Source organism: Terrabacter aerolatus, from assembly GCF_007991735.1.
Lineage (GTDB): Bacteria > Actinomycetota > Actinomycetes > Actinomycetales > Dermatophilaceae > Terrabacter > Terrabacter aerolatus.
In genome coordinates this window covers 131,500-141,951 of record NZ_BJYX01000012.1, presented here as the reverse complement: position 1 = coordinate 141,951, position 10,452 = coordinate 131,500, and the positions used below count along the sequence as shown (strand labels likewise).

The window sequence follows — 10,452 nt, the reverse complement described above, 5'->3', positions numbered from 1 at the left end:
CGGGTTGCCTTGTCGCACAAGGCAACCCGACGGCATACCTCTATCACGACCGGTAGAACTCCGCGAGGGCGGGCGCGAGCACCTCGGCCGGCACGTGGTGGAAGTCCCCGGGCAGCTCGACCGCACGCCCGTCCGGCAGGGCGTCGGCGAGCACGCCCGCCGAGTCGTGCAGCCAGGGCATGGCGGTGCCGCTGCTGCAGACGGTGAGGAAGGGCACCGTGACCCGGGCCAACGCCTCCGTGGGCAGGCTCTGGTCGTCGCCACCGAGGCAGAAGCCGTCATACTTCACGGTGTAGGTCATGGCGAGCATCGGATCCCACATCGGCGTTCCCTTTATGCCGTCGACCATCTGGTCGGGCATGCCCACGACCGTCGTGTTGAAGTAGCGCAGGATGCCCTCACGGTCACCGGCCGCCTCGAAACGCTCGAGGGTGCCGATGTAGTCGTCGGGCACGGGCGGCCACGCCGCGGTCCGGTAGGGGACCTCGATCGCGGAGCCCTTGGTCACGGGTGCGCCGGCGGCGATGGCCTCGACGACGAGTGCGCCACCCGAGGAGATGCCGAAAACGTAGGTGTCAGAAGAGGATTCGCCGGCGTGACTGATGACCGCCGTGAGGTCCTCGATCTCGCGAGGCACCGCGTAGGGCAACGTGTCCCCGCTGTCTCCACGGCCACGACGGTCGTAGGTCACTCCCGTGAGACCCTGCTCGCCGAGAGCCTGCGCGAGGTCGCGGAAGGCGCCCCGGTCGCAGAAGGCGCCGCCGACCACGACAGCGACCGGACCCGTCCCGTAGGCCTCGTAGGCGATGCTCGTGCCGTCGGCCGACGTGGCCGTCTTAAAGTCGTTCATCTCTGGCTCCCTGGTGTGTGTGCGACCCGCGTGTCGGGTCCTCATCCCTGCGTCGAACGGAGACGCACCGGTTCGACATTACGAAAAACGAAGGATCTGCGGAGTCGTTCCCGATCAGGTCCGCTTGCGCGAGAAGACCTCTCGCTGGTCCGCCTCCGGCACCGTGGCCATGAAGTCCATGACCGCCTCCGACAGCGCAGGCCAGGTCTCGTGCGCCTCGATCGGCACGACGGTGGCGACCACCTGGTCGGCGTGGACCTCGACGAGGTTCCACGACTGCGGCCCGTCGACCGCCATGAGCAGCTCGCGCGGTGCCCCGACGTCGTCGACGTAGCTGACGCCGCCGGCGACGAGGACCGGGACCGACCCGAGCGTCCCGAAGCTCGTGACGTGCAGGTGCCCGCTGAGGATCGCCCTGACGTCGCTGCCCTCGACGACGGTGCGCAGCCGTTCGACGTCGTCGAAGTCGAGCAGCTGCATGACGGGTGAGCGGTAGGTGATGGGTGCGTGGTGGATGACGAGGATCGTGCCGTGGGGAGCAGGATGTGTGAGTTCCCTTGTGAGCCAAGCGTATTGGTCGTCTGAGAAGCCGCCGTGGTGATAGCCGGGCACTGCTGAGTCGAGGGCGATGATGCGCAACCCGTCCACGTCGGTGACCCGGTCCTGCGGCTCATCGGTGTCCACGCCGTACAGCTCCCGGGCCATCGGACGACGCTCGTCGTGGTTGCCGCCGGTGAGCACGAGGGCGCAGCCGAGTCGCGCGACCACCGGGTCGACGATCTCGCGCAGCAGGGCGTAGGCGTCGGGGTCGCCGGTGTCGGCGAGGTCTCCGGAGATGACGAGGGCTGCGTACCGCTCCCCCGAGCCCTCGACCCGGGCCAGGGCCCGACGCAGCTGCGCCGCGGTGTCGATGTGGCCGGCGAGCAGACCGCCGCCGGCCAGCAGATGGGGGTCGGACAGGTGGGCGATGACGTGGGTCGGCGCGGGGCGGGTGCCCGTCAGGGTCATGGCGTCAGCCTAGGCGGGCCGGCTCGTTCTCCGGGCTGTCTCGAGATGCCGGTCGGGCCAACAGGTGCGACGCTGGGGACGGAGGTGACCATGCCGATTCCCCGCGCTGTCACGCGCCTCAACAAGAGGTACGTCAACAAGGCCCTCGTGCACCTCGCCGGTCACGGGTGGTTCGTCGAGCTCGAGCACGTCGGCCGCCGGTCGGGTCGCACGTTCCGCACGCCCATGATGGCCTTCGACAACAAGGACGCGGTGACGGTCGCCCTGACGTACGGCCGCGGCGTCGACTGGCTCGCCAACCTCCGGGCGGCCGGAGGTGGTCGGATGCACCTGGGTGACGAGCTGCTCGTCCTCGGCGCACCCGCCGACCTGCCTGAGGTCCGGGGTCGGGCGCGGGTGCCGCAGCCTCCGCGGGCGCTGCTGCCCGTGCTGGGCTGCCACGACTACGTGGAGATGCCGGTGCTCTCGCGCGAGGACTTCGCCGGCTGGTGAGCCGGAACTCGACGGGGGACTCCCGCGAAGCAGCTCAGTGCCGGAGCTGGCACGCCGGGCACCAGTAGAGCCGTCGACCGGCGATCTCGCTCTCGCGGACGGGCTGCGAGCACCTCGGGCACGGCTGTCCGGTGCGCTTGTAGACGAGGAACCGGCGTTCGAAGGTGTCACCCAGCCGTTCCCCCGTGAGTCGGCGGGAGATCTGCCTGCCACGGCCCGTCCGTCTCGCGCGTTCGGCGTCCTCGACCTGGTCAGGCGTCGTGATGATCTGCGAGAAGGTGCGGCCCAGGGGCATGAGACGCACGAGGTCGTCCCAGATCTCCTGCCAGACCTGCTGCGAGACGTCGATCCCGCGCGTGAGCGGGTCGACGGCGAGACGGTGGAGCACCTCGCAGCGGTAGACGTTACCGACGCCGGCGAGCACGGACTGGTCCATGAGTAGCTCCGCCAGGGCGCGACGGCTGCGCCGGACGCGTGCCCAGCCACCGTCCGGGCGCTGACCTCGCCTCAGAGGGTCCGGACCCAGGGCGGCGACGATCTCCCGTTGACGTCCGGCGTCGACGAGCGTGCAGATCATGGCGCCGCGCAGGTCCGCCACGTGTTCCGGGCCGACGATACGCAGGCGTACGGCCCCGACGGGCGCCGGGGGCACGCCGTCCACGAGATGCTTCACGGGAAACATACCGATGAGGCCGAGGTGGACGTGCAGGGTGGCGTCCCCGATGCTGACGAAGAGGTGCTTGCCCCACGCCTGGGCGCGCTCGAGCACGTGTCCGTCCAGGCGCTCCGCTTCGGCGGCGAACCGACCCTGCGGACTGCTCGCCGCGATCTCGTGACCTCGGAAGGCGCGCTCGAGGCGGTCGGCCAGCGCATGGATCGTGTGACCCTCGGGCATCGTCTCGACGCGTCAGTCGTGGGACGGGGCCTGCACGCCCATGAGCCCGAGGATGCGCCGCAGGTCCTCGACCGACGCGAACTCCACGGTGATCTTGCCCTTGCGTTGGCCCAGGGCGATCGCCACGCGCGTCTCGAGGTGGTCCGAGAGGCCGGACGTGAAGTCGTCGAGCTGCGGGTGCCGGCTCCCGGCCCGTGGCCGCCGGGCCCGCGGGGCGTCGTTGCCCTCCCCCAGCGCGACGAGCTCCTCGACGTTGCGCACCGAGAGCCCCTCCGCGACGATGCGCTGGGCCATGCGCTCCATCGCCGCGGCGTCGGCCATGCCCAGGAGGGCGCGCGCGTGTCCTGCGCTCAGCACCCCTGCTGCGACGCGCCGCTGAACCAGGGGCGGGAGCTTGAGCAGGCGCAGGGTGTTCGAGATCTGCGGGCGCGAGCGGCCGATCCGGGTGGCGAGCTGGTCGTGCGAGCAGCCGAAGTCGTCGAGCAGCTGCTGGTAGGCGGCGGCCTCCTCGAGGGGGTTGAGCTGGCTGCGGTGGAGGTTCTCGAGGAGGGCGTCGCGCAGGAGGTCGTCGTCGCTCGTCTCCTTGATGATCGCGGGGATGACCCCGAGCTCGGCCGCCTGCGATGCGCGCCACCGACGCTCACCCATGATGAGCTCGAAGGTGCGGCCGTCGGCGTCGGCGAGCTGGTCCTCCGGGATGCGCCGCACGACGATCGGCTGGAGCACCCCGATCTCGCGGATCGAGTGGACGAGCTCGGCCATGTGGTCCTCGTCGAAGACCGTGCGGGGCTGCTTGGGGTTGGGCCGGATCGACTCGATGTCGAGCTCGGCGAACTCGGCGCCGGGAACGGCGGCCAGGCCGCTCTGGTGGCTGCCGTCGTCGTTGGTCGCTCCGTCCGTGGAGGGACCGACCGTTGCCTCCAGCGTGCTGGCCGCGTTCCCCGCCCCGTTCGCGCCGGACGTCACGGTCGCCTCGGTGGCCTGTCCGTCGGCCGACCCGTCTGCCGGCGTGGATGCGCCGGGGACGTCGGGCTGCTTCTGCTCGGTGAAGAAGACGTCGACGGGGCGTCCGGCGCCTCCGCTGGGTGCGCTAGGGATGAGTGCTCCAAGGCCTCGACCCAGTGCACGTCGCTTCTCCGCCATCCCACAACCCTTCAACCGTTCGCAGCGCGTCCATCGCGCCCTGCGTCAGTCTAGGTGCTCGGGAGTGCTGCCCCCGGGACCACACCCTCGATGTCGTTCGAGACCTGTCAGCGACCTCACCGAGAGGAGATCGGACGAGCTCGCCGCATGTCGTGTTTCACGTGGAACATCCCCACCCCGTGCCATGCCGGCGCAGCGACCGGGGGCCTGCGCGCCGTTCTGGAGGCGATCCTCCACCCGCTCGCCGATCCCGGTGAGCTCCGCGTTCGACCTCCGGGCCCGTTTCACGTGAAACCGGTCGGTCCTCGGTGGGTGCCACGCGGGAACGCGCGGACCGGGTGCGTTTCACGTGAAACAGGGCCGGCACGATGGGCGCCGGCCCTGTGGGTGGTGTCTGTCGGCGCCACGACCGACCTGGGAGTCCCGCCTCAGGTCGGTCCGGCTGCTCCACGGTCGGCCATCTCCCCCGCAGCCTCGAGGTAGGCCAGGGCCCCGCTGCTCGCCGGGTCGTAGGTCATGACGGTCTCGCCGAAGCTCGGGGCCTCCGAGACGCGCACCGAGCGCGGCACCGTCGTCCGGAGCACCTCTTCCGGGAAGTGCTCACGCACCTCGTCGGCGACCTGGGCCGACAGTCGGGTGCGTCCGTCGTACATCGTCAGCAGGATCGTCGACACGTGCAGGGCCGGGTTGAGATGGCGTTTGACGAGATCGATGTTCTTGAGCAGCTGCGAGAGACCCTCGAGCGCGTAGTACTCGCACTGGATCGGGATGAAGACCTCGCTCGCCGCGACCATGGCGTTGACCGTGAGCAGGCCGAGGCTGGGCGGGCAGTCGATGAGGATGTAGTCGAACTCGTGCCCGCTCTCGGCCGAGGCGGCGATCGCCTTCTGGAGACGCGACTCGCGGGCCACGAGCGAGACGAGCTCGATCTCGGCACCAGCCAGGTCGATGGTGGCCGGCGCGCAGAAGAGGTTCTCGACCGTCGTGCAGGGCTGCACGACGTCCAGCAGCGGCGTGCCGTCGACGAGGACGTCATAGATGGAGGGGACCTCGGCATGGTGGTCGATGCCGAGGGCGGTGCTCGCGTTGCCCTGTGGATCGAGGTCGATGACGAGGGCCTTGAGCCCCGACTGCGCCAGGGCTGCGGCGACGTTGACCGTCGTGGTCGTCTTGCCGACCCCACCCTTCTGGTTGGCGACCGTCAAGACCCGCTGGGAGGTCGGCTTGGGGAACTGTCGCCCGGTCAGCTGGATGCGTCGACGGGCGTTGTCGGCGAGCTCGCGGGCCAGTGGGGTGTCGGTGCCCGGCATGGGAATGGCGGCGGCCAAGGCCTCACGGTCGGCGTGGTCGTGCTCGAGCTGCGTCATCGAGCTGGCTTCGTCCACAACGTTGTCCCCAGCCTCTGAATGCCCTGTTTCCCGCTCAGACGGCCCCGGGGCCGTCCCTTCATCCACCATGTTGTCCACAGGCTGCGCCGGGGCGCCGGCGCCGGCCGCCAGCGCGGCATCTGTCGGATCCAGCGTCGTCACGGCCATCTCGGTCGGGTCCACCGCATCGTTCGCGCCTGACTCCGCCGGCATCGTCGCCGGCATCGTCGCCGACGTCTCCGTCGCGGTTGGAGTGAGTGACGCCGCCGCCGACGGGCTCGACCTGGTCATCGTGCTCGTACCGTCGGGGGCCCCCTGCGCTGCAGCCTCGAGAGCCGCGGCGTCTTCAGGGTGGGCAGACGGCGTCGGCAGGGCGTCGGCCACGGAGGAGGTCGGCTCCAGGGCCGCCGTTTCACGTGAAACTCCCAGCATGCGGGCCAGCCAGCCGAGTCGGCGGTGCTCCGGGCCAGGCTCCGGTTCGCTCGGCCAGCCCAGGTTGGTCGACATCGTCACAGCGGGAGCACCTCCGGGGTTGAGGGTCGACCCGCGGAGTGGTCCGCCCGAGTCGTCCATCGAAATGGTCTGGACACGATCATGGCTGATGGCGCGGCCGGTCGCCGACTCCCGGGCCGGAGCGTCGCGATGCTCGTGGACGATCTGCCCGTCGACGTGCGGATCCGGCGCTCGTGGGCTGTCGGGCACGGAAGCGCCGACGGTCCACGACGTCACCGATGGTGCAGCGCAGGACGATCGTGGGCTCGTCGAGCAGGTCCGCGCCGTAGGCGTCCACGCCGGCGTCGACGACACCGAGGCGGGTCAGGGCGGTCCTGCTCTCGTCGAGCTCGGTGGCGGCTCGGCTCCCCTTGAGCGCCAGCAGGCTGCCGCCGGCCTCGAGGAGGGGCAGGGTCCACTCGGCGAGCTGCACGATGCGCGACACGGCACGTGCCGTCACCCAGGGGGCGTGCAGCTGGTCCCACATGGTCTCCGCGCGAGCGGTGTGCACCGTGACGTTGGTCAGCCCGAGCTGGGCCACGGTCCCGGTCAACCAGCCGGTGCGGCGCGCCAACGGCTCCACGAGGTGCAGGTGGAGGTCTGGGCGGGCGATGGCGAGGGCCAGACCCGGGAGTCCGGCCCCCGAGCCGACGTCGATGACCTGTTGGGTGCGCTCCGTGCGGGGGATCGCCTCTTGGACGACGGCACAGTTGAGCACGTGCCGGTCCCACAGGCGCGGAGTCTCCCGCGGTCCGATGAGTCCGTGGCTGATCCCCGTGTCGGAGAGGATCGCCACGAAGTGCTCGGCGAGCTCGACGTGGTCTCCGAACACGGCCGCCGCAGCCGTCGGAGTGGGCGGCGGCGCAGCGGGCGTAGGTGCAGAGGGCGCGACGACCGGCGTACCGGCGGGGTCGAGAGCATCGTGCGTCACGCGCTCTCACTCCTCGGTCGTGCGACGGTCGGTGGCAACTGCAAGTCGGAGTCCCGTTTCACGTGAAACGGGACGACGTCATTCGGGGAGGATGACGACGTGGCGGTGCGGGTCGGTGCCCTCGGACTCGGAGACGAGACCTGCGGCGGCCACCTCGTCGTGCACGACCTTGCGCTCGAAGGCGGTCATCGGGTCGAGGGCGCGCTTGGTCCCCGACTCCTTGACGTCAGCGATGGCGGCCTGGGCGAGCTCGACGAGCGCCGTGCGTCGCTGGGCGCGGTGCCCGGCGACGTCGAGCATGAGGCGGCTGCGCTCACCCGTCTCCGCCTGGACGGCCAGGCGGGTCAGCTCCTGCAGGGCCTCGAGGACCTTGCCGTCGGTACCCACCAGACGACGGGGCACCCGGCCCTCCTCGGAGTCGACGATCGCGATGGCAGCGCGGTCACCGTCGACATCGACGTCGATGTCCCCGTCGAGGTCGGCGATGTCGAGGAGCGTCTCGAGGAAGTCGGCAGCGACCTCACCCTCTCGCTCGAGCTGGCGGACGCGGGACTTCTTGTCGCCCTTCTCGGCCTTGCCGGCCTCAGTGGCCTGCTCACCCTCGTGGGCTCCGTGCGACGCGTCGCTGGTGGCCTGCAGGCCCGTGGTGTCGGCGGTGCTGTCGGCGATGGTGTCAGCCGCGCTGTCGCTCGTGCCGTCCATGGTGTCCGGCGTGGCCACGGCGGCGGTCTCGTCGACGTGTGCGGTGTGGCCGGCGTCGTCTGCTGCGGGGGTGACCGGCGTCTCGACGTCGGTGGCCTGGGTGTCGCTCATGAGTACTCCTTCGTTCACCGGGGCCGGTCTGTGGACAACCTGCGTTTCCGCAGTTCAGAGGCCCAGGGCGGTGTGGACAAGTGTGTGGACGAACCTCAGCGGCGGTTCTTGGTCGGCTGGGTCCGGGCGCGCTTCTTGCCCTTGGGCTGCTGGCGCTGGCCGGCCTTGGGGGCGTCGTCCGGGACGGCGTCGGTGGGCTCGAGGCCGGGCACGGTGAGCTCCTGCATGTCCTTGCCCTTGCGCTTGAGACGCTCACGGCGGGCCCGTTCGGCCTCGGACCCGGGGGCCGGCATGTTGCGGATGACGTAGAACTGCTGGCCCATGGTCCAGAGGTTGGTGGTCAGCCAGTAGAGGAGGACACCGATGGGGAAGTTGACGCCGGAGATCGCGAAGAAGATCGGCATCAGGTAGAGCAGGACCTTCTGCTGCTTCGCGAAGGGGTTGTCGAGCGCCGCGGCCGGCATGTTCTTGCGCATCAGCTGGTACTGCGTCGTGAACGTCGTCGCCGACATGAGCACGATGAGCACGGCCGTGAGGATCTTCGTGTTGAGCGGCACGTCCGCGCCGAGGAAGTGGTCCGACAGCTTGGAGCCGAAGATCGTCGAGCTCTCGATCTGGGCGGCCACCTCGCGGGTGATCGGGCCGATCGCGTCGTGACCGGGCACGCCCTCGGCCTGGGCCTTGAGGTTGTTGAGCAGCTGGAACAGCGCGAAGAAGAAGGGGCTCTGGATGAGGATCGGCAGGCAGCTGCTGAACGGGTTGGTCCCCGTGCGGCGGTAGAGATCCATGATCTCGGCCTGCTGGGCCTTCTGCGACTCCGGGTCGCGCTTGCCCTTGTACTTCTTCTGGATCTTCTGCATCTCCGGCTGGATGAGCTGCATCCGCCGGGAGGAGTGGATCTGGCGCACGAAGAGCGGGATGAGCATGAGGCGCACGACGACCGTGAGGCCGACGATCGACATGGCCCAGGCCCAGCCGGTCGACATCCCGATGGCGTCGAAGAGCCAGTGCCAGGCGTACATGACCCAGGCTTCACCGAGCTTGATCGGATAGAGCAGGGTGTTGAAGAAGTCGATCACGTGATTCCTCTGTGGTCTGGTGGGCCGGCCGGTCCAGCTCGGGTTCGAGGTGTTGGGCCACTCACCACTGATCGGCAACCATATGCCGGTTGGTCAGGTCGTGGGTCCCCGGTGCGAGACTCCGCCCGGGACCCCGTGCGCCACGGGGCGCGCAGGTCCGTGCTCGTCCGTCGGGGTTGTCTGCTCGTCGTGCTGGTGGTCGTGCTCGTGGTCGTGCTCGTCCGGCCCCGGTTCAGCCGGACGGAAGTCCTCGGGCCGCACGTCGCCGCGCGTGGCCCACGTCAGGGGAACGGGGTCGACCCCGCCGGGGTTCCACGGGTTGCACCGGCCGATCCGCCGGATCGCGAGCCAGCCCCCGCGCAGGGGCCCGAACCGGGTGAGCGCGGTGACGGCATACGCGGAGCAGCTGGGGTAGAAGCGGCAGCTCGGCGGCGACAGCGGGGAGACGAAGCGCTGGTAGAAGCGCACCGCGAGGACGAGTGGTGAGGCGAGCACCTCGTTGACCGTGCGGCTCATCGTCGGCACGCCTTGTCGAGCTGGCGGGCCACGGCGAGGTCGAGCTCGTCCCAGGTGGCTGTCGCGGCCGCGGGGTTGGCCCGCACGACGACGTCCATCCCTGCCGGTATGCCGCCCAGCCGGGTCGCGACGCTCGCGCGCAGTCGCCGCTTGGTCAGGTTGCGCACGACCGCGTTGCCCACGGCCTTGGACACAACAAAACCGACGCGCGGCGGAAGTTCCGCACGCGCATCGGTCCGGTTGGCATGCACGACGATGAGTCGCCCGCCTGCTCTGCTGGCGCCGGGCCCGCGTACTGCCGTCGTGAAGTCCGTCCGCTCACGCAGTCGGTGACGTGCCGGCAGCACGCCGCGGCCTCCGGCTGCTCAGGCCGAGAGCTCGGCGCGGCCCTTGCGACGGCGGCCGGCGAGGATGGCACGGCCGGCGCGGGTGCGCATGCGCAGGCGGAAGCCGTGCGTCTTGGCGCGGCGACGGTTGTTCGGCTGGAAGGTGCGCTTGCTCACGAGGTTCTCCGTAGGTTGCAGGGGCCCGTCCGACGTCATGACGACGCCGGCCCGGCTCCCGTTGTGGGGCTGTCGGTGGCCGATGCGACCGCAATCGGCAAGCCCGTGGAGGGCCGAGACGGTCCGGCTGGGCCGGCCTCGGGGCCATGGGCATGCGAAAGAGGTCGCAGACACGCTCGGTCAACGATACGGGAGCCGTCGAACGAGGGTCAAACCGGCGAGGCCCGGGTGGGCGACACGCCCAAAACCCACGATCCTCGGAGGTAGCGCCTCAAATGCAAGGCGACACGCCGCGGACTCGGAGATCTGTGGACGACTCGATTGTCTTCGACGCCGCCGCGCCTGTAGTTTGCGTCTCTTACG

General features: G+C 70.1%; 12 protein-coding genes. 1 reads left to right on the top strand and 11 read right to left on the bottom strand.

Going from position 1 to position 10,452, the window contains the following annotated elements; genetic code table 11:
* Positions 1–43: 43 nt before the first annotated feature.
* The gene (locus tag TAE01_RS12595) at positions 44–850 is read right to left on the bottom strand and encodes an alpha/beta fold hydrolase (protein WP_186815185.1); all 807 of its coding nucleotides are present in this window, start codon (positions 848–850) and stop codon (positions 44–46) included.
* A gap of 114 nt (positions 851–964) precedes the next feature.
* A complete protein-coding gene (locus TAE01_RS12590) occupies positions 965–1,858 on the bottom strand; it encodes a metallophosphoesterase family protein (RefSeq protein WP_147066930.1) in 894 nt (297 codons plus the stop codon).
* Between the two features lie 90 nt (positions 1,859–1,948).
* On the opposite strand from TAE01_RS12590, the gene TAE01_RS12585 reads away from it, so the two are divergent.
* Complete coding sequence (locus tag TAE01_RS12585) at positions 1,949–2,350, top strand: nitroreductase family deazaflavin-dependent oxidoreductase (RefSeq protein ID WP_186815184.1); 402 nt, start codon at positions 1,949–1,951, stop codon at positions 2,348–2,350.
* A 34-nt stretch (positions 2,351–2,384) separates the two neighbouring features.
* On the opposite strand, the gene TAE01_RS12580 is transcribed toward TAE01_RS12585, so the two are convergent.
* From TAE01_RS12580 to rpmH, 9 genes are all read right to left on the bottom strand, one after another.
* A complete protein-coding gene (locus TAE01_RS12580) occupies positions 2,385–3,245 on the bottom strand; it encodes an Fpg/Nei family DNA glycosylase (protein ID WP_147066926.1) in 861 nt (286 codons plus the stop codon).
* A 12-nt stretch (positions 3,246–3,257) separates the two neighbouring features.
* Positions 3,258–4,388, bottom strand: a complete 1,131-nt coding sequence (locus TAE01_RS12575) for a ParB/RepB/Spo0J family partition protein (protein ID WP_147066924.1) — start codon at positions 4,386–4,388, stop codon at positions 3,258–3,260.
* A gap of 428 nt (positions 4,389–4,816) precedes the next feature.
* Positions 4,817–5,773, bottom strand: coding sequence for a ParA family protein (locus TAE01_RS12570; protein ID WP_281289289.1), 957 nt, complete (start codon positions 5,771–5,773; stop codon positions 4,817–4,819).
* Positions 5,774–6,347: 574 nt separating this feature from the next.
* On the bottom strand, positions 6,348–7,178 hold the full coding sequence (rsmG, locus tag TAE01_RS12565) for a 16S rRNA (guanine(527)-N(7))-methyltransferase RsmG (RefSeq protein ID WP_147066922.1): 831 nt from the start codon (positions 7,176–7,178) through the stop codon (positions 6,348–6,350).
* Positions 7,179–7,256: 78 nt separating this feature from the next.
* Positions 7,257–7,880 carry a Jag family protein gene (locus tag TAE01_RS12560; RefSeq protein ID WP_147066953.1) on the bottom strand — a complete coding sequence of 208 codons (624 nt, stop codon included), beginning with the start codon at positions 7,878–7,880 and terminating at the stop codon, positions 7,257–7,259.
* Positions 7,881–8,086: 206 nt separating this feature from the next.
* The gene (yidC, locus tag TAE01_RS12555; protein ID WP_147066919.1) at positions 8,087–9,070 is read right to left on the bottom strand and encodes a membrane protein insertase YidC; all 984 of its coding nucleotides are present in this window, start codon (positions 9,068–9,070) and stop codon (positions 8,087–8,089) included.
* Positions 9,071–9,163: 93 nt separating this feature from the next.
* Positions 9,164–9,586 carry a membrane protein insertion efficiency factor YidD gene (yidD, locus tag TAE01_RS12550; protein WP_147066917.1) on the bottom strand — a complete coding sequence of 141 codons (423 nt, stop codon included), beginning with the start codon at positions 9,584–9,586 and terminating at the stop codon, positions 9,164–9,166.
* Positions 9,583–9,933, bottom strand: coding sequence for a ribonuclease P protein component (rnpA, locus tag TAE01_RS12545; protein ID WP_147066915.1), 351 nt, complete (start codon positions 9,931–9,933; stop codon positions 9,583–9,585). Before rnpA ends, yidD begins: the two co-directional genes overlap by 4 nt.
* Before the next feature lie 18 nt (positions 9,934–9,951).
* Positions 9,952–10,089: a 50S ribosomal protein L34 gene (gene rpmH, locus TAE01_RS12540; protein ID WP_028051105.1), complete on the bottom strand. Its 138-nt coding sequence runs from the start codon at positions 10,087–10,089 to the stop codon at positions 9,952–9,954.
* Positions 10,090–10,452 lie beyond the last annotated feature (363 nt).